Source organism: Pseudomonas sp. (assembly GCF_050739775.1).
GTDB lineage: Bacteria > Pseudomonadota > Gammaproteobacteria > Pseudomonadales > Pseudomonadaceae > Aquipseudomonas.
Map to the genome: position 1 here is coordinate 61,305 of NZ_JBOICA010000028.1, position 15,853 is coordinate 77,157.

Here is a 15,853-nt window from a genome sequence, read left to right on the forward strand (position 1 = left end):
AAGTTACCCTAGGCGTTTCGCTGCAAAGGGCTATCGGAATGTGATCGAGGCCTTGGCCGGGGTCGCTTCGACACCCCGCTGACCGTTTGGCCCGATCAGTTGTAGCTGAATTTTCTGGGTGGTGGGGAAGGCCTTGAACAGTGGGCTCAGGTCGAGCGCCTTGAGCTGTTCGGGCTTCTCGCAGTCGAGTTGGTAGCGAGCGTGGATTTCGCTGTGGTCATGATCGTGCTTGTCCCCGTCTTCATTGACAGCCGGCTTGTCACTGAACAGCGGACTTTCCAGTTCCTGATCGCTTTCGCTGCAGTTGGCTGCCTTGGCCAAGGTGAACAGGGCCAGCGGTTTTTCCAGCTGGGCGCGCACAGCGGCGACCTTGGCCTTGTCGGCAGCGCTGGTGGCCGCGTGCTCGAAGCCGACCAGGTTCATCGCCGGGCTGCCCAGCTCCAGCTCCAGTGTCTGGCCATCAAGTACCACGTTGAGGCGGGCGACGCCGTGCTCATGGGCTGCGAGGCTGCCATGGGCGTGATCAGCATGGTCGTGATCCTCATGGGCATGAGCAATGGCCAGAGGCAGCAAGGCGAACGGCAAGGCAAGGAACAGGCGACGCATGGGCAGGACTCCACGAGGGCACAGAAATTATCTGGTTATGTTATAACAGCTTGTTCTGGCGATGCCAGTGTGCTTGGCGGCGGATCGTCGGCGTGGGAGCATGGAGCCTGTCATTGAGCAGAGGAAACGCCTGTGCGAATTCGTGGACATATTGGCGATTGGCCGGTGGACTTGACCCTGGAGCTGGACCCGGCGGAATGGGCACAACTGGGTGGACAATTGACGGCGGTGGCGCCAGTTGCGACTGCGGCGGCAGTGACTTGCGTGCCAAGCGCCAGGCCGGACGACGCACTCTGGCAGGCGGCGCGCGAAGTGCTGCGCAAGGCGGGGCAGCTCAATGGGCCCCAGTTGCTTGAGCAACTGGAAGGGTTGGCGGGTAATACCGCAGCAGGTAAACGCCTGTTGGTGCGGTTGCGCCATAGCGCTGAGGTGAAAGTGGAAAGCGGGGCGGATGCGCCGGTGTATCACTGGGTAGGTTGATTTCTGTGGGAGCGGATGAATCCGCTCCCACAGGCCGTCAGTACAACGCAGCAAACAGCTTGCGCCGGTAGGTCGCCACCAGCGGATGATCGTTGCCTAGCAGGTCGAACACCTGCAGCAGGGTCTTGTGCGGCAGGCCGCCTTCATAACCACGATTGCGCATGAACAGTTTGAGCATCCCCTCCAGCGCCGCTTCGTACTGCTGGCGCGACAGTTGCTGGATGCACAGCTGATAGGCGGCTTCATCGTCCTCGCTGTTCTGCGCCAGACGCGCCTTGAGGTCGGCGACTTCCGGCAGGCTTGCGGCCTGACGCAGGAAGGTCAGCTGGGCCTTGGCGCCGGCCAGGGCTGCCTTGTGCTCATCGCTCTTGACCGCATCGAGCACGATCTGGGCTTCACCCAGTTCACCACGTTCAGCCAGGCAACGGGCATAGAGGATCAGCGCCCCGGCGTTGCTGTTGTCTTCCGCCAGCAGCGCCTTGAGGGTGGCTTCGGTTTCGCTGAAGCGACCTTCGGCAAACAGCGCCTGGGCCAGTTCCAACGGATCGGCAGCAGCCGGTGGTGGCATTTGCACATGCGGTTCGAGTAGTGCGCGGATCGCCGATTCAGGCTGGGCACCGGCAAAGCCATCGACCGGCTGGCCGTCTTTGAACAACACCACGGTCGGCAGGCTGCGAATGCCGAAGCGGGCGACGATGTCTTGTTCGATATCGCAGTTGACCTTGGCCAGCAACAGCTCGCCTTGATAGCTCTCGGTGATTTGCGTGAGCAGCGGCATCAGTGCCTTGCAGGGGGCGCACCACTCGGCCCAGAAATCCACCAGCACCGGTTTGTGGTGGGAGTTGGCGATTACCAGCTGATCGAAATCGGCAGTGCTGGTATCAAAAGCATAGGGTGTGTCTTGGCTCATCGCGACTCTCGAAAATCCGTGAATGGCATCACTATAAAGGCTGGCGGCTGGCGTGGTACAGGCTGACCCGGCGGAATTCGTGGGGTTCGGCCAGGTCCGGCAGGGTCAGGGCCTCAAGCACGCCCAAGGGCTGGTACAGCGGATGACTGAAGTCGCGCACGCGCGAGTCGGCCACCAAGGCCTGCTGGCCACGGCTGAGGAACGCGTCGAGCAGTGGCAGGTTGGCCCGGTCATAGAGCACATCGGCTACTAGGATCAGGTCGAAGCGGTCGGCTTCCTGGAAAAAATCGTCCGAGTAGCTCAGTTCCACATCATTGAGCTCGGCGTTGGCCCGGCAGGCCTGCAGGGCCAGGGGATCAAGGTCGCAAGCCACTACCTCAAGGGCACCAGCACGGGCGGCAGCGATCCCGGCGATACCGGAACCTGCGCCAAAGTCCAGCACGCGCTTGCCCTCCACCCAGTGCCGGTGCTGGTCCAGGTAGCGGGCCATGGCCAGGCCGCTGGCCCAGCAGAAACTCCAGTACGGCGGCTCGTGGAGGATGCGCCGGGTTTCTTCCGGGCTGAATTCGCGGTCCATGTTCTGCGCATCGATCAGCCACAGCTTGAGTGCGCACTCAGGCAGATCGCTGATCACCAGGCGGGCATCGCCGAGCAGCTCGCCCAAGGCCTGTTGCAAAGGAGCGGGAGCCATCATGGTGCTTTTTCGAAACGCAGCGGGCCGGTGGCCTGGGTTTGCGCCTGGAAAATCCGCACGGGCGGCAAGTGCAGGATCAGTTGCCCGGATTTGCTCGCGCGGCCGCGCAATTCGACCCGTGCGCCGGCAGGGAAGGCTTCGGGGTTGAAGCGCAGTTGATACGGCAAGTCCAGGCCGTTGCTGCTAAGCGTGCTGCTGGCCAGCAGGTTTTGCGGGCGACCGCGCTCATCGATGACCAGCAGGGCCAGTTCGACTTCGGCACCGGCTGGAATGTTGAGCAAGGTCCCGCTCAGTTCACGCTGATAGGCGGGCAAGGGGCCGAGGGTTTTTGCGGTTTTACTGGCAACCGGGGCTTTGGGCGCCGGTGCCGGCTTGGGTTGGTCGCTGCTGCAGGCTGCCAGCAAGGCGGTAAAACTGAGCACAACGAGCGCTCGAAATGGCATGGGGAATTCCTTCGCGGCATATTTCCTCAGTGGATGGTAACCCCTTTGGCTTGTCTTGCCAGTGGGATGCGCTACCATGGCCCTCCCTTTTTTTGTTGCCTGCCACCATGCACTGTCCCTTCTGCGGTGCCAACGACACCAAGGTCATCGACTCGCGACTGGTTGCCGAGGGCGAGCAAGTGCGCCGTCGGCGCGAATGCGTCGCCTGCGGCGAACGTTTCACCACCTTCGAAACCGCCGAACTGGTTCTGCCCCGCCTGATCAAGCAGGACGGCAGTCGCCAACCGTTCGACGAAGACAAGCTGCGCGCCGGTATGCAGCGTGCCCTGGAAAAACGTCCGGTCAGCGTCGAGCGCCTGGAAGCGGCGCTGGCGCACATCAAGCACAAGCTGCGGGCGACCGGCGAACGCGAAGTCAAATCGCTGGTGGTCGGTGAGCTGGTGATGAACGAGCTGCAGAAACTCGATGAAGTTGCCTATATCCGTTTCGCCTCGGTGTACCGGCGCTTCCAGGACCTCAACGAGTTTCGCGAAGAAATCGACCGCCTGGCCCGCGAGCCGGCTAAAGAATGAGTATGTCCAACGAACGCGCGGTACTCGACGCCTACTACATGGCCCGAGCCTTGGAGCTGGCCCGCAAGGGCTTGTATTCGACCCATCCGAATCCGCGCGTCGGCTGTGTGATTGTTCGCGACGGCCAGGTTGTTGGTGAAGGTTGGCATGTCCGCGCCGGTGAGCCGCATGCTGAAGTGCACGCGCTGCGCCAGGCCGGCGAACTGGCCCGCGGCGCCTGCGCCTACGTAACCCTTGAACCGTGCAGCCACCACGGGCGCACGCCGCCGTGTGCCGAGGCGCTGGTCAAGGCTGGCGTGGCACGCGTGGTCGCCGCCATGCAGGACCCCAATCCGCAAGTGGCGGGGCAGGGCCTCAAACGTCTGGCCGACGTCGGCATCGAAGTCGCCAGCGGCGTGCTCGAAGCCGAGGCGCGAGCGCTCAATCCCGGTTTCCTCAAGCGCATGGAGTGCGGTCTGCCGTTCGTACGGGCCAAGCTGGCAATGAGCCTGGATGGCCGCACGGCCATGGCCAATGGTGAAAGCCAGTGGATCACCGGGCCCGCCGCACGTTCTGCGGGGCAACGTCTGCGTGCACGTTCCAGTGTGGTGCTGACCAGTGCTGAAAGTGTGCTGGCCGACAATGCGCGGATGACCGTGCGCGGCGACGAGCTAGGTCTCGATCCGCAAACCACGGCCCTTGCCCTGGCGCGACCACCGTTGCGGGTGCTGATTGATGGGCGCTTGCGCCTGCCGCTGGACGCTCCGTTCTTCCAGGCCGGCCCGGCGCTGGTGGTCACTGCTGTCAGTGACGAAACTCGTTATGCCGAAGCCGGTCATGAATTGCTGAGTTTGCCGGGTGAGGGCGGTCGCGTCGATCTGTCTGCCCTGCTGCGCGAGCTGGCGCTGCGTGGCACCAGCGAAGTCCTGCTTGAGGCCGGTGCCGGGCTGGTCGGGGCCTTTGCCCAGCTTGGCCTGATTGACGAGTACCAGATCTTTGTTGCCGGCAAATTCCTGGGTTCCAGTGCCCGTCCCTTGCTGGACTGGCCGCTGAAGCACATGAGTGAAGCGGTGCAACTGAAAATCACTGAAATGCGCGCAGTAGGCGATGACTGGCGAGTCACTGCGATCCCTGTGCCGGCGCCCGGCGTATAATTCCAGGCTAGCCACGCGCAGCCCTGTTCTCGAGGAGGACTCATGTTTACTGGCATCATCGAATCCATCGGCAGCATCCGCTCTCTGGCCCCCAAAGGTGGCGACGTGCGGGTGTATGTCGAAACCGGCAAGCTCGACCTGGGCGACGTCAAACTGGGCGACAGCATCGCCGTCAATGGCGTGTGCCTGACTGCGGTCGAGCTGCCAGGCAATGGCTTCTGGGCCGACGTCAGCCGCGAAACCCTCGACTGCACCGCCTTCAACGACCTGAAAAGCGGCAGCCGGGTCAACCTGGAAAAGGCCCTGACCCCGACCACCCGCCTGGGCGGCCACCTGGTCAGCGGTCACGTCGATGGTGTCGGCGAAGTGGTGTCGCGCAGCGATAACGCCCGCGCCATCCAGTTCCGCATCCGTGCACCCAAGGAGCTGGCCAAATACATTGCCCACAAAGGTTCGATCACCGTCGATGGCACCAGCCTGACGGTGAACGTGGTCGATGGCGCCGAGTTCGAGCTGACCATCGTCCCGCATACCCTGGCCGAAACCATCATGGCCGACTACCGTCCTGGTCGCCGGGTCAACCTTGAGGTTGACTTGCTGGCCCGTTACCTGGAGCGTCTGCTGCTGGGTGACAAAGCCGCCGAGCCGAGCAACGGCAGCGGTATTACCGAAAGTTTCCTGGCCGCCAACGGCTACCTGAAATCCTGATTTGAAAGGGGGTGCCGCGTGGCGCTCAACAGCATCGAAGAACTGGTAGAAGACATCCGCCAGGGCAAAATGGTCATCCTGATGGATGACGAAGACCGCGAGAACGAAGGCGACCTGATCATGGCCGCCGAGTGCTGCAAGGCCGAACACATCAATTTCATGGCCAAGCACGCCCGTGGCCTGATCTGCATGCCGATGTCGCGCGAGCGCTGCGAAACGCTCAAGCTGCCGCTGATGGCGCCGCGCAACGGCTCGGGTTTCGGCACCAAGTTCACCGTCTCGATCGAAGCCGCCACAGGGGTGACCACCGGTATCTCTGCCGCTGACCGCGCCCGTACCGTTCAGGCCGCTGCGGCCCGTGATGCCAAGGCTGAAGATATCGTCAGCCCCGGCCACATCTTCCCGCTGATGGCTCAGCCTGGCGGTACCCTGGCCCGTGCCGGCCACACCGAGGCGGCTTGCGACCTGGCGCGCATGGCCGGTTTCGAGCCAAGCGGGGTGATCTGCGAAGTCATGAACGACGACGGCACCATGTCCCGTCGTCCGGAACTGGAAACCTTTGCCGCCGAGCACGGCATCAAGATCGGCACCATCGCCGACCTGATCCACTACCGGATGATCCACGAACGTACCATTCAGCGGATTTCCGAGCAGCCGCTGGACAGCGAACTGGGCAGTTTCAACCTGGTGACCTACCGCGATTCGGTCGAAGGCGACGTGCATATGGCCCTGACCCTGGGCAACATCTGCGCTGAAGAACCGACCCTGGTGCGGGTGCACAACATGGACCCGCTGCGCGACCTGCTGATGGTCAAGCAACCGGGCCGATGGAGCCTGCGCGCCGCCATGAGCGCGGTTGCCGAGGCCGGCAGCGGTGTCGTGCTGCTGCTCGGTCACCCGCTCGATGGTGATGTGCTGCTGGCACATATCCGTGAAAGCGCCGAGGCCTCCCAGGCGAAAACCCCGACCACTTACAGCACCGTCGGTGCCGGTTCGCAGATCCTGCGCGACCTGGGCGTGCGCAAAATGCGCCTGATGAGTTCGCCAATGAAGTTCAATGCGATATCCGGATTCGATCTGGAAGTTGTAGAATACGTGCCCTCCGAATAAAGCAGGGGCTTTTTCCCGCTGTTGATCCGGAACAAAACTCCCACAGGCCGCACCGTTGCGGCCTGGCTCTTTAAGATGAGAACTCCGCAATGACCCTGAAGACCATCGAAGGTACCTTCATTGCCCCCAAAGGTCGCTATGCTTTGGTGGTTGGCCGCTTTAACAGCTTCGTCGTCGAAAGCCTGGTAAGCGGTGCTGTTGATGCCCTGGTTCGCCATGGCGTGAGCGAAAGCGACATCACCATCATCCGTGCCCCGGGTGCCTTCGAAATCCCGCTGGTAGCACAGAAAGTTGCCCAGCAAAGCGAATACGCCGCGATCATCGCCCTGGGCGCGGTGATCCGTGGCGGTACCCCGCACTTCGAATACGTAGCGGGCGAATGCACCAAGGGCCTGGCCCAGGTGTCCATGGAGTTCGGCGTACCGGTTGCCTTCGGTGTCCTGACGGTCGACTCGATCGAACAGGCCATTGAGCGTTCCGGCACCAAGGCCGGCAACAAGGGCGCCGAAGCTGCCCTGTCCGCCCTGGAAATGGTCAGCCTGCTGGCGCAGTTGGAGGCCAAGTGATTAGCGACGAAAGCGATCGTTTCAACCCGCGCGATCCAAAACCTGCGGATGCTGGCAAGCCATCGAAAAGCGCCAAGCGTCGCGAAGCCCGTCAGCTCGCGACTCAGGCCCTGTACCAATGGCATATGGCCAAGCACTCGCTGAACGAGATCGAAGCGCAGTTCCGGGTCGATAACGATTTCACCGATGTCGACGGTGCCTATTTCCGCGAAATCCTTCACGGGGTTCCGGCCATGGTGCAAGAGATCGACAAGGCGCTGGTCCCTTGCCTGGACCTGGCCCTTGAAGAACTCGACCCGGTCGAGCTGGCGGTTCTGCGCCTGTCCACCTGGGAGTTCATCAAGCGCGTTGACGTGCCATACCGTGTAGTGATCAACGAAGGTGTCGAGCTGGCCAAGGTTTACGGCGCCACTGACGGTCACAAGTTCGTCAACGGTGTGCTCGACAAGCTGGCACCACGGCTGCGTGAAGCCGAAGTAAAGGCGTTCAAGCGCTGATCGCGGCGCTTTTTGCCAATGGGTGAGTTCGAGCTGATTCGCCATTACTTCGCCGCTGCGCCCTGTGCGCAAGGCGGCGAAGCGGTTGCACTGGGCATTGGCGATGACTGTGCCTTGCTCAGCCTGCCGCCCGGCGAACAGCTGGCAATCTCCACCGACACGCTGGTGGCCGGGGTGCATTTCCCGGCCGTCTGCGACCCTTTTCTGCTCGGTCAGCGTTCGCTGGCCGTTGCCGCCAGTGACCTGGCAGCCATGGGCGCCACGCCCATCGGTTTTACCCTTGCCCTGACCCTGCCAGAGGTGCGCGCCGACTGGCTGCAAGCCTATGCCCGTGGCCTGAACCAGATGGCCCAGGCCTGCCGGCTCAGCCTGATCGGCGGCGATACCACCCGTGGCCCCTTGAGCCTGACCATGACCGTGTTCGGCCGCGTGCCCGCTGGCCAGGCCTTGACCCGCAGTGGCGCCCGCGCCGGTGACCTGCTGTGTGTGGGCGGCGAGCTGGGCAATGCTGCCGGCGCCTTGCCATTGGTACTCGCGCAGCGCCAGGCCGATCCCGTTGTGGCTGAAGCATTGCTGGCCCATTACTGGTCGCCGCAGCCGCAATTTGCGTTGGGCCAGGCCCTGCGGGGCAAGGCGACAGCGGCGCTGGATATCTCCGATGGCCTGTTGGCCGACTGCGGGCATATTGCCAAGGCTTCGCACGTGTCGCTGCGAGTGGAGCTGGAACGGCTACCGTTGTCTGCTGCGCTGCAAGCGTTCTGCGGTCATGAGGGCGCCCAGCAGGCCGCGCTGGCCGGTGGCGACGATTATGTACTGGCCTTCACCTTGCCTGAGGCCGAACTTGCGCCGCTGCTGGTGGCCGGCTGGCCGATCCATGTGCTGGGTCGTGCAGGCACTGGCGCCGGCGTCACCCTGGTGGATGGCCAGGGGCAGGACATCACCCCGACAACCCGGGGCTATCAACATTTTAGGGAGCAACCGTGACCGATCACCCCAATCAGGTGCCTGCGGAGAACGTTCCGCCGTCGGTCTGGCGCAATCCGTGGCATTTTCTCGCCTTCGGCTTCGGCTCCGGGACCTTGCCCAAGGCGCCGGGAACCTGGGGTTCGCTGGTGGCTTTGCCATTCATCCCGTTGTGGCAGATGTTGCCCGATTGGGGCTATTGGCTGATGCTTGGCCTGACCATGCTGTTCGGCTTCTGGCTGTGCGGCAAGGTGGCCGATGACTTGCGTGTGCATGACCATGAAGGCATTGTCTGGGACGAAATGGTCGGCATGTGGATCACCCTGTGGTTGGTCCCTGAAGGCTGGCAATGGCTGCTGGCCGGCTTTTTGATGTTCCGCTTTTTCGACATCCTCAAGCCCTGGCCGATTCGCTGGGTTGACCGCCATGTGCATGGTGGCGTTGGTATTATGCTTGACGATGTGCTGGCGGGCGTCTTCGCTTGGCTGGGCATGCAGGTGCTGGTATGGAGCGTCACTTAAGGGAGTCGTACGATGCGTGGATGGCGAGTGGTCCTGATGCTGCTGGTGCTGGTTGCCTGTGGTGTTCGTGCCAGCGAGACGATCGAGGTGCCCAAGCAGGTACGACTGGCCAGCGAGCGCTGGGAGGATTACACCAACGCCGACGGCACTGGCATCGCCTGGGATATCCTGCGCAAGGTGTTCGAACCTGCGGGGGTCAGGGTGGCGGTGCTCAGCGTGCCGTACAGCCGGGCAATTGGCCTGGTCAAGCGCGGCGAAGCCGATGCCTGGGTCGGCTCCTATCACGAAGAAAGCAGCGACAATATCTACCCGCGGTGGAATTTCGACACCGACCATATCTACGCCCTGAGCCTCACCAGTAAGCCTGTGCCGACTCCAGAGAACCTGAGTCAGTTCAAGCTCTCCTGGGTGCGCGGCTACGACTATCAGCACTACCTGCCCAATGTCGGCGAATACCGTGAGGTGCAGCGGCGCGAAGGGATTTTGAAAATGCTCGAGCGCGGGCGTGTGGATTTCTACATTGATGCGCAGACCGAAGTTGATTACGTTCTAGACCAGGCCAAGGAAAGTGAGCGCGATAAGTTCCGCACAACCCACATTGCCGAACTGCCGTTGTACCTGGCCTTTGGCAAGACCGAAAAAGGCCGGGCGCTGAAGGCATTGTTTGACCAGCGTATGGATAAACTGGTGGCCAGTGGTGAGTTGCGGGCGATTTTCGCGCACTGGGAGCAACCCTATCCGTTCGAGCAGGGCAAGGCTCCATGAGTAGGTCGAATCGTACCTGTCGATAAGTATGAACAAACATTCGACCTGAGCAGCCCTTCCACATCCTGATACAATCGGCACACTTTATTCTTCAAGCTTTCAAATCAGGAGCACAAAGTGCCCGTCGTCTTTGTTGCCGCTTCCAAGCTGCCCACCCCGTTTGCGACTTTCACCATGCATGGTTTTCTCGACGAAGCCACTGGCCGCGAGCACGTCGTGCTCAGTCTGGGTGATGTAGCCGATGGGCAACCGGTGCTCGGGCGCCTGCATTCCGAATGCCTGACCGGCGATGCCTTGTTCAGCCAGCGTTGCGACTGCGGCTCCCAGCTTGAGGCTGCGCTGCAGGCCATCGCCCGTGAAGGCCGTGGCGTGCTGCTGTACCTGCGTCAGGAAGGCCGTGGTATTGGCCTGTTGAACAAGATCCGCGCTTACGAGCTGCAAGATGGTGGCGCCGATACCGTCGAGGCCAACGAGCGCCTGGGCTTTGCCGCCGATCAGCGTGACTATGGCATGTGCCAGCCGATGCTCGAGCACCTGGGGGTCAAGTCGTTGCGACTGATGACCAACAACCCGCGCAAGGTCAAGGCGCTGAGCGGCATGGGCATCCCGGTAGCTGAGCGTGTGCCGCTGCACACCGGTCACAATCCGCACAACAAACACTACCTGGCCACCAAGGCTGGCAAGCTCGGCCACATGATGGGCAACGAGCACCAGGGTGAGGTCGGTCGGGCGTGACCCGCGTCCAGGTTCGCCGTCGCCTCGAACTCGCCTGGTGGCAGTACCTGGCGATGGCGCTGGCGCCGTTGCTGGTGTTCGCCTGGGCCTTTGCTGATCTGCAGGCATTGATTCCGGCCCTGGCCATGCCGATGTTTATCGCGGGTGTGGCCTCTATGTTCCTCAGTCTGCCGCGCTTTGCTGCCTACAAGCGCGCGCTGATCGCTACCCAGAAAGCCCTGAACAGTGACGCCGAACCTGCTGCCTGGATCGAGTTGGCGCGTGTCCGGCGCCTGGGCATGCTGTTCGCTTGCCTGCCAGCCTGGATATCCGCCTTGTCGGTGTTCGTCGGCCTGGAGGCCGTACCGCAGATCCTCCTGGCCATCTCCAGCCTGGTGCTGCTCTACCTCTACCGTATCCCGCGTCAGCTCGGCTGATGCGCGGCATTCTGCTGCTGGTGTTGCTGGCGCTGGCCACGCCGCTGGCGGCCGCCTCGCGGGTGGTCAGCCTGGCCCCCTCACTGTCGGAAATTGTTGTCGAACTGCACGCCACTGATCTGCTGGTGGGCATGCTCGACGGTGGCGATCGTCCGCCAGCCTTGGCCCAAGTGCCTTCGGTCGGGCGTTATGGTCAGATCGACATGGAGCGCCTGCTCAGCCTTAAGCCTGACCTGTTGCTGCTCTGGCCGGGGAGTGTCCCGGCTGCCCAGCGTGACCAGCTCGAGCGTCTGGGCATCGCCACCTACAGCGCCGAATCCCATGGCATCGATGAATTGATCGAGCAGATTGAGGCCATCGGCGTGCAGTTGGGGCGAGCGGAGCAAGGGCGAGTGCGTGCGCAGCAGCTGCGCCAGCACGTGCAGGCGCTACGTGCGCGCTATTATCGCGAGCAGCCGCTACGGGTCTTTTATCAGGTCTGGGACAAACCCTTGTACACCGTCGGTGGCGGGCAGATTGTCAGCGATGCCTTGGCGGTGTGTGGCGCACGCAATGTGTTCGCCGAGCTCAAGGTGCCAGCGCCACAGGTCAGCCTGGAGTCGGTGCTGTTGCGTGATCCCCAGGTGATCCTGGCCGGCGACCAGGCCCAGCTCGACGCCTGGAAGGCCTGGCCGCAAGTCGATGCGGTGCGCAACGAGCGTTTGCTGCAAGTACCTGATAAAGGCCTGGAACGGCCCAGCGGGCAGATGATCGGGGCGACCGCGCGGTTGTGCCAGGCGCTCGACGTTAAAGCGCCGGTGTCCAGGTGATGCCGAACAGCCAGGTGCGGCCTTCTTCACGGTAGTCTGCGAAACCGCCAGCGTAGTTGTACTGAGCGCGGCTATAGGTTTTGTCCAGCAAGTTCTCGGCCTTCAGTTCCAGGCGGATTTCGCGGCTGAGGTTCCAGCTACTGCGCAAGCCGAGCAGGCCGTAGCCACTGAGTTTCCTTTCATTGGCCGCATCGGCGTAACTGCTACTGACCGCTTGCCAGCTGGCACCCAGGCCCAGGCGATCAAACTGCCGGTCCAGGTCCAGGCTCAGGGTACGGCGCGCACGGCGCTCAAGGGTGTGTCCGGACTCGCGGTCGCGGGGATCGATCAGCGACAGGCCGAGCGTGTTTTGCCAGCCAAACCATTGCTGGTGCAGGCTGGCCTCGAAGCCGTTGATCCTGGCCGAGCCCACATTGTGCGGAATGTAGTTGGTGCCGTAGACAATCGCGTTGCGAAGATCGGTGCGGTACAGCGAGGTCTCCAGGCGAGTGCTCTCGCTTAGTTGACTGCGCCACTGCAGTTCGTAGCTTTTCGAGCGCTCGGGTTTGAGGTCGGGATTGCTGAAGTCCGGGTAGTAGAGGTCGTTGAAGGTCGGTGCGCGGAAGCCTTCACTGTAAGACAGCAGCAGGTCATTGGCCGGATTGGCCGGCAGGGTGAGGCTGGCGCTCCAGCTGTTCTGGCTGCCGAATTGCTGGTTCTGGTCACGTCGCACGCCGACTTCGGTGGAGAAGCTGTCGCCCTTGTAGCGATGTTGCACGAAGGCTGCGCGGTTCCAGCGGCTGTCCTCGTTAAGGGGACTGCTGGTGTGCAAGCGATCCTGGTACCAGTCGCCACCCAACAACAGGTTGTGGCGGTCATCCAGGCGGAGGTCGTTCTGCCAGTTGATCGCGTCGCGATAGGTGTTGAACTCGCTACCGCCAGGTTGCAGTGAGTCGCGCTTGCTGTCGCGGTTCTCGCTGTGGCCCAGCTCCATACGCGAATGCCAGACTTCGGTGAGCTGTGCGTCGGCATAGGTACCAACGCTGCTGACGTTGAAATCGGTATAGGGCTGGCTGCCGTCGCCAAACAGGTTGTCGTATTCGCTGCGGCCCCAGCTATCGAGCAGGCTCAAGCCCAGTTCTAGGGAGTCGCTGGCGACATGACTGAGGTTCAGGCTCAGGCTCTTGTTGCGCAAGGCGTCGTGATCGGTGTTGGCCGGGTAGGATTCGCGGGTTGCATTGATGCCGGCACTTTCTTCCAGGCCGGTGGCGAGGTTGAAGCGGGTGCGCTCATCACCGCCTGAGAGGCCGACATCGCGCTGCCAGGTCTGGTTGCTGCCCGCGCCCAGATGCAGACGTGGTTGCAGGCCAGGCTTGTCGCCGCGGCGGGTGAAGATCTGAATCACCCCGCCAATCGCATCGCTGCCGTAGATTGCCGAGCGCGAACCGCGCAGGACCTCGACGCGTTCGATCTGATCGATGTTCAGGAACTGCAGGCCGCTGTCGCCGGAGGAGGTGTTGGCGATGCGTACGCCATCGACCAGCACCAGGCTCTGGGCCGATTTGGTGCCGCGAATGAAGATGCCTGGCAGGCTGCCACGACCGCCGGTGCGCGATACCTGTACACCCGGCACGCGAGTCAGCAGGTCGGTGACACTGGAGGGCTGCAGGCGATCGATGTCGTCGCGGGTGAACACTGTGTTGGCGGCACTGCTTTGCGTGCGGTCCTCAACCTGGCGGTTGGCGCTGATCAGGGTATTGGGCAGCTTCAGGGCGCTGTCGCGGTCGATGGGGTCGGCCAGCAGAGAGGTGGGCAGGCATAGCAGGAGCGGGGCAAAGCGTAGGGATTTCATCGGCAGCTCCATTGCTACCGCGGGGCAAGCCCGCTCCCACAGGGCTGTACTCTGTGGGAGCGGGCTTGCCCCGTGATGAGGCCCTAAAGGCCGAGCAGCTGCATCCGCTGACGCACCGAGGCTTCGATCCCGGCAACATCCAGCCCGCATTCGGCCAGCATCTGCGCAGGCTTGGCATGCTCGACATAAACGTCCGGCAGGCCCAGGTGCAGCACCGGTTTGAGCAGCGCTTCGCGGGCGAGGAACTCGCTGACCGCAGCACCAGCGCCACCCATGATGGCGTTTTCTTCGAGGGTCACCAGCAGCGCGTGGCTGCTCGCCATTTCGCGTACCAGGGCTTCATCCAGGGGTTTGACGAAGCGCATGTCGACCACGGTGGCATCGAGGCTTTCAGCGACCTTCAGGGCTTCGGCAAGCTGTACGCCGAACACCAGCAGGGCAACTTTGTTGCCCTGGCGGCGAACTACACCTTTACCGATTTCCAGAGGTTCGAGGTTGCTCTCGATGCTTGCGTTCGGGCCACTGCCACGCGGGTAGCGCACCGCCGCAGGACCGTTATACAGGTGACCGGTGCTGAGCATTTTACGCAGCTCGTTCTCGTCGCTCGGGGTCATCACCAGCATGCCGGGGATGCAGCGCAAGAACGACAGGTCGAAGCTACCGGCGTGAGTCGGGCCGTCTTCGCCGACCAGGCCGGCGCGGTCGATGGCGAACAGCACGTCGAGGTTCTGCACGGCAACGTCATGGATCAGCTGATCGTAGGCGCGCTGCAGGAACGTCGAATAGATCGCCACCACCGGTTTGGCACCTTCGCAGGCCATGCCGGCTGCCAGGGTCACGGCGTGTTGTTCGGCAATGGCCACGTCGAAGTAGCGCTCGGGATAGCGTTCGCTGAACGCCACCAGATCAGAGCCTTCTTTCATCGCTGGGGTGATGCCGACCAGGCGCTGGTCAGCCGCGGCCATGTCGCACAGCCACTGGCCGAACACTGCCGAGTACTTCGGACCGCCAGCTTTCTTCGGTGCGGCAGCCGGTGCATCGACGGGCTCGAGCTTGGTGATGGCGTGGTAGCCGATCGGGTCGACTTCAGCCGGGGCGAAACCTTTGCCCTTTTTGGTCACCACGTGCAGGAACTGCGGCCCCTTGAGGTCGCGCATGTTGCGCAGGGTAGTGATCAGGGTCGGCAGGTCGTGACCGTCGATTGGCCCGATGTAGTTCCAGCCCAGCTCTTCGAACAGGGTGCCAGGTACCAGCATGCCCTTGGCGTACTCTTCGGTACGCCGGGCGATTTCCCAGGCGCCAGGCAAGCGCGAGAGGACCTTCTTGCTGCCTTCGCGCATGCTCGAGTAGGTGCGGCTGGAGAGAATCTTGGCCAGGTAGTTGGACAGGCCGCCGACATTGCGCGAGATCGACATGTCGTTGTCGTTGAGGATCACCAGCATGTCGGCATCGACTTCCTGGGCGTGGTTCAACGCCTCGAAGGCCATGCCGGCAGTCAGCGCGCCATCACCGATCACGGCGATGGATTTGCGCGGATCGTTCTGCAGCCGGGCGGCGATGGCCATCCCTAAGGCAGCACTGATCGAGGTGCTGGAGTGACCGACGCCAAAGGTGTCGTACTCGCTCTCGGCGCGGCGCGGGAAGGCGGCCACGCCGTCCTTCTGGCGCAGGGTGTGCATGCGCTGGCGGCGACCGGTGAGGATCTTGTGCGGATAGGCCTGATGACCCACGTCCCACACCAGCCGGTCGTCCGGGGTGTCGAAAACGTAGTGCAGGGCAATCGTCAGCTCGATGACGCCCAGGCCGGCACCGAAATGCCCGCCGGTCTGGCCAACGGTATAGAGCAGTTCCTGGCGCAGTTCGTCAGCCAGGTTCTCCAGGTCGGCTTCAGCCAGCCGGCGCAGGCCGGCAGGCGTATCGGCACGGTCGAGCAGCGGCGTGACCGGGCGTTCGCGGGGGATCTCTTGAAACGTCGTGGGCATCAGGCGAATCGTTATAGATATGAAGTGGCGGCAGTTTACCTTATTGCGGTATTGGCTGCCCATTTGCGCTAATCGCGGGGCAAGCCCGCTCCTACAGTGATCTCTGTGGGAG

The 15,853-nt window shown here is 62.7% G+C and carries 19 protein-coding genes; 13 read left to right on the forward strand and 6 right to left on the reverse strand.

Translation table 11 applies throughout. The features are described from left to right. Nucleotides 1-30: 30 nt before the first annotated feature. Nucleotides 31-606, reverse strand: coding sequence for a DUF2796 domain-containing protein (locus ACRESH_RS16070; RefSeq protein WP_431742907.1), 576 nt, complete (start codon nucleotides 604-606; stop codon nucleotides 31-33). A 132-nt stretch (nucleotides 607-738) separates the two neighbouring features. On the opposite strand from ACRESH_RS16070, the gene ACRESH_RS16075 reads away from it, so the two are divergent. Next, nucleotides 739-1,086: a hypothetical protein gene (locus ACRESH_RS16075; RefSeq protein ID WP_431742908.1), complete on the forward strand. Its 348-nt coding sequence runs from the start codon at nucleotides 739-741 to the stop codon at nucleotides 1,084-1,086. Nucleotides 1,087-1,123: 37 nt separating this feature from the next. Here the strand turns inward: ACRESH_RS16075 and trxA are convergent, their stop codons facing one another. Genes trxA through ACRESH_RS16090 form a run of 3 tightly spaced genes read right to left on the reverse strand, consistent with a single transcriptional unit; the run spans nucleotide 1,124 to nucleotide 3,133 of the window. Further along, nucleotides 1,124-1,996, reverse strand: a complete 873-nt coding sequence (gene trxA, locus ACRESH_RS16080) for a thioredoxin (RefSeq protein ID WP_431742909.1) — start codon at nucleotides 1,994-1,996, stop codon at nucleotides 1,124-1,126. Between the two features lie 31 nt (nucleotides 1,997-2,027). Then, entirely contained in the window at nucleotides 2,028-2,687 is a 660-nt protein-coding gene (locus ACRESH_RS16085) for a class I SAM-dependent methyltransferase (RefSeq protein WP_431742922.1), read from the reverse strand. Further along, nucleotides 2,687-3,133: a YbaY family lipoprotein gene (locus ACRESH_RS16090; RefSeq protein ID WP_431742910.1), complete on the reverse strand. Its 447-nt coding sequence runs from the start codon at nucleotides 3,131-3,133 to the stop codon at nucleotides 2,687-2,689. Before ACRESH_RS16090 ends, ACRESH_RS16085 begins: the two co-directional genes overlap by 1 nt. A 107-nt stretch (nucleotides 3,134-3,240) precedes the next feature. On the opposite strand from ACRESH_RS16090, the gene nrdR reads away from it, so the two are divergent. From nrdR to ACRESH_RS16150, 12 genes are all read left to right on the forward strand, one after another. Beyond that, nucleotides 3,241-3,705 carry a transcriptional regulator NrdR gene (gene nrdR / locus ACRESH_RS16095; RefSeq protein WP_431742911.1) on the forward strand — a complete coding sequence of 155 codons (465 nt, stop codon included), beginning with the start codon at nucleotides 3,241-3,243 and terminating at the stop codon, nucleotides 3,703-3,705. A 2-nt stretch (nucleotides 3,706-3,707) separates the two neighbouring features. Further along, on the forward strand, nucleotides 3,708-4,838 hold the full coding sequence (ribD, locus tag ACRESH_RS16100; protein WP_431742912.1) for a bifunctional diaminohydroxyphosphoribosylaminopyrimidine deaminase/5-amino-6-(5-phosphoribosylamino)uracil reductase RibD: 1,131 nt from the start codon (nucleotides 3,708-3,710) through the stop codon (nucleotides 4,836-4,838). 42 nt (nucleotides 4,839-4,880) lie between these two features. Further along, complete coding sequence (locus ACRESH_RS16105) at nucleotides 4,881-5,546, forward strand: riboflavin synthase (protein WP_431742913.1); 666 nt, start codon at nucleotides 4,881-4,883, stop codon at nucleotides 5,544-5,546. Nucleotides 5,547-5,564: 18 nt separating this feature from the next. Next, nucleotides 5,565-6,656, forward strand: a complete 1,092-nt coding sequence (gene ribBA, locus ACRESH_RS16110) for a bifunctional 3,4-dihydroxy-2-butanone-4-phosphate synthase/GTP cyclohydrolase II (protein WP_431742914.1) — start codon at nucleotides 5,565-5,567, stop codon at nucleotides 6,654-6,656. Between the two features lie 89 nt (nucleotides 6,657-6,745). Continuing rightward, complete coding sequence (ribH, locus tag ACRESH_RS16115) at nucleotides 6,746-7,222, forward strand: 6,7-dimethyl-8-ribityllumazine synthase (protein WP_028944446.1); 477 nt, start codon at nucleotides 6,746-6,748, stop codon at nucleotides 7,220-7,222. Next, complete coding sequence (gene nusB, locus ACRESH_RS16120; protein ID WP_400171241.1) at nucleotides 7,219-7,719, forward strand: transcription antitermination factor NusB; 501 nt, start codon at nucleotides 7,219-7,221, stop codon at nucleotides 7,717-7,719. Before ribH ends, nusB begins: the two co-directional genes overlap by 4 nt. A gap of 18 nt (nucleotides 7,720-7,737) precedes the next feature. Then, nucleotides 7,738-8,703 (forward strand): thiamine-phosphate kinase, encoded by a 966-nt coding sequence (thiL, locus tag ACRESH_RS16125; protein WP_431742915.1) that lies wholly within the window; start codon nucleotides 7,738-7,740, stop codon nucleotides 8,701-8,703. Beyond that, entirely contained in the window at nucleotides 8,700-9,203 is a 504-nt protein-coding gene (locus tag ACRESH_RS16130) for a phosphatidylglycerophosphatase A family protein (protein ID WP_038606274.1), read from the forward strand. The genes thiL and ACRESH_RS16130 overlap by 4 nt, the downstream gene beginning before the upstream one ends. A 12-nt stretch (nucleotides 9,204-9,215) precedes the next feature. Further along, nucleotides 9,216-9,968 (forward strand): substrate-binding periplasmic protein, encoded by a 753-nt coding sequence (locus ACRESH_RS16135; RefSeq protein ID WP_431742916.1) that lies wholly within the window; start codon nucleotides 9,216-9,218, stop codon nucleotides 9,966-9,968. A gap of 117 nt (nucleotides 9,969-10,085) precedes the next feature. Beyond that, the gene (gene ribA, locus ACRESH_RS16140) at nucleotides 10,086-10,703 is read left to right on the forward strand and encodes a GTP cyclohydrolase II (RefSeq protein WP_028944441.1); all 618 of its coding nucleotides are present in this window, start codon (nucleotides 10,086-10,088) and stop codon (nucleotides 10,701-10,703) included. Further along, complete coding sequence (locus ACRESH_RS16145; RefSeq protein ID WP_431742917.1) at nucleotides 10,700-11,119, forward strand: MFS transporter; 420 nt, start codon at nucleotides 10,700-10,702, stop codon at nucleotides 11,117-11,119. Before ribA ends, ACRESH_RS16145 begins: the two co-directional genes overlap by 4 nt. Then, on the forward strand, nucleotides 11,119-11,928 hold the full coding sequence (locus tag ACRESH_RS16150) for a cobalamin-binding protein (protein WP_431742918.1): 810 nt from the start codon (nucleotides 11,119-11,121) through the stop codon (nucleotides 11,926-11,928). Before ACRESH_RS16145 ends, ACRESH_RS16150 begins: the two co-directional genes overlap by 1 nt. Here the strand turns inward: ACRESH_RS16150 and ACRESH_RS16155 are convergent. Both ACRESH_RS16155 and dxs read right to left on the reverse strand, forming a co-directional pair. Further along, nucleotides 11,906-13,759, reverse strand: coding sequence for a TonB-dependent receptor domain-containing protein (locus tag ACRESH_RS16155; RefSeq protein ID WP_431742919.1), 1,854 nt, complete (start codon nucleotides 13,757-13,759; stop codon nucleotides 11,906-11,908). The two genes, ACRESH_RS16150 and ACRESH_RS16155, sit on opposite strands and share 23 nt — an antisense overlap. Before the next feature lie 83 nt (nucleotides 13,760-13,842). Continuing rightward, nucleotides 13,843-15,741, reverse strand: a complete 1,899-nt coding sequence (gene dxs / locus ACRESH_RS16160; protein WP_431742920.1) for a 1-deoxy-D-xylulose-5-phosphate synthase — start codon at nucleotides 15,739-15,741, stop codon at nucleotides 13,843-13,845. Between the last annotated feature and the right edge of the window lie 112 nt (nucleotides 15,742-15,853).

Coding starts and splice junctions, on each gene's coding strand:
- thiL (WP_431742915.1), top strand. CDS start 7,738: ATGGGTGAGTTCGAGCTGATTCGCCATTACTTCGCCGCTGCGCCCTGT.
- trxA (WP_431742909.1), bottom strand. CDS start 1,996: ATGAGCCAAGACACACCCTATGCTTTTGATACCAGCACTGCCGATTTC.
- ribD (WP_431742912.1), top strand. CDS start 3,708: ATGTCCAACGAACGCGCGGTACTCGACGCCTACTACATGGCCCGAGCC.
- nrdR (WP_431742911.1), top strand. CDS start 3,241: ATGCACTGTCCCTTCTGCGGTGCCAACGACACCAAGGTCATCGACTCG.
- ACRESH_RS16135 (WP_431742916.1), top strand. CDS start 9,216: ATGCGTGGATGGCGAGTGGTCCTGATGCTGCTGGTGCTGGTTGCCTGT.
- ACRESH_RS16085 (WP_431742922.1), bottom strand. CDS start 2,687: ATGGCTCCCGCTCCTTTGCAACAGGCCTTGGGCGAGCTGCTCGGCGAT.
- ACRESH_RS16155 (WP_431742919.1), bottom strand. CDS start 13,759: ATGAAATCCCTACGCTTTGCCCCGCTCCTGCTATGCCTGCCCACCTCT.
- ACRESH_RS16105 (WP_431742913.1), top strand. CDS start 4,881: ATGTTTACTGGCATCATCGAATCCATCGGCAGCATCCGCTCTCTGGCC.
- ACRESH_RS16070 (WP_431742907.1), bottom strand. CDS start 606: ATGCGTCGCCTGTTCCTTGCCTTGCCGTTCGCCTTGCTGCCTCTGGCC.
- ACRESH_RS16150 (WP_431742918.1), top strand. CDS start 11,119: ATGCGCGGCATTCTGCTGCTGGTGTTGCTGGCGCTGGCCACGCCGCTG.
- dxs (WP_431742920.1), bottom strand. CDS start 15,741: ATGCCCACGACGTTTCAAGAGATCCCCCGCGAACGCCCGGTCACGCCG.
- ribH (WP_028944446.1), top strand. CDS start 6,746: ATGACCCTGAAGACCATCGAAGGTACCTTCATTGCCCCCAAAGGTCGC.
- ACRESH_RS16090 (WP_431742910.1), bottom strand. CDS start 3,133: ATGCCATTTCGAGCGCTCGTTGTGCTCAGTTTTACCGCCTTGCTGGCA.